Origin of the sequence: Streptomyces sp. WELS2 (genome assembly GCF_013870595.1) — a bacterium.
GTDB lineage: Bacteria > Actinomycetota > Actinomycetes > Streptomycetales > Streptomycetaceae > Streptomyces.
Genome location: NZ_JACBWZ010001343.1, coordinates 1 through 1,074 on the forward strand (window position 1 = coordinate 1; position 1,074 = coordinate 1,074).

Here is a 1,074-nt window from a genome sequence, read left to right on the forward strand (position 1 = left end):
GCGGCCGGCCGGCACCCGGTGGCTGGAGCATCCGGCCGTCCAGGCCTGGCGGACCGTCTGCCTGGCCATCACCGTGCAGGCGCTGCCGTTCCTGCTCCTCGGCACCGCGCTGTCCGGTGCCATCAACGCCTTCGTGCCCGCCGGGCTGTTCACCAGGGTGCTGCCCAAGCGGCCCGCCCTGGCCGTACCGGTCGCCGGGGCCGCCGGCGCCGTGCTGCCCGGCTGCGAGTGCGCCTCCGTGCCCGTGGCGAGCAGCCTGATCCGCCGGGGCGTGCCACCCGCGGCCGCCTTCGCCTTCCTGCTCTCCGCGCCGGCCGTCAACCCCGTGGTGCTCACGGCCACCGCCGTCGCCTTCCCCGGCAACCCCGCGATGGTCGCCGCCCGGCTGCTCGCCTCCCTGGTCACGGCGTCCGTGATGGGCTGGCTGTGGCTCTGGCTCGGCAAGGAGGAGTGGCTGCGTCCCCTGCTGCGCCGGCGGCCCACCGGGCACCGGCCCGGACACAGCCGCTGGACCGAGTTCCGGCTCGGCTTCCGGCACGACCTGCTGCACGCCGGCGGCTTCCTGGTGCTGGGCTCGATGGCCGCCGCCACCTTCGACGTCACCGTGCCGGGAGCCGTGCTCGACGCCTTCTCCGGCTCGCCGTGGCTGTCGGTGCTGTTCCTGGCGGGCCTCGCCGTGCTGCTGGCCGTCTGCTCGGAGGCGGACGCGTTCGTCGCCGCCTCGCTCACCGGGTTCCCGCCCACCGCCCGGCTCGCGTTCCTGGTGGTCGGCCCGATGGTCGACCTGAAGCTCATCGCCCTGCAGGCCGGCACCTTCGGCCGCGCCTTCGCCTGGCGGTTCTGCACGGCGACCACCGTCGTGGCGGTCGCCGGCAGCGTCCTGATCGGGGGAGCGCTGTGGTGAAACGCGCTGTCCGGAACCTGCTGCCGGCCCTGATCGGAGCCGGCCTGCTGCACACGGCCCTCTTCACCGATCTCTACCTGCGCTACGTCAAGGCAGGACTGGGCCCACTGCTGATCGGATCCGGGGCCGTCCTGCTGCTGCTCGCCCTGACGGCGGCCGTCAGCCCCGCC

1 protein-coding gene is annotated in these 1,074 nt (G+C 74.8%); it reads left to right on the plus strand.

The annotated features are described in order from the left end of the window. Positions 1 to 904 (plus strand): permease (locus H5J33_RS36235; protein ID WP_181798910.1); only part of this gene is annotated, 904 nt, incomplete at its 5' end. Positions 905 to 1,074: the final 170 nt, after the last annotated feature.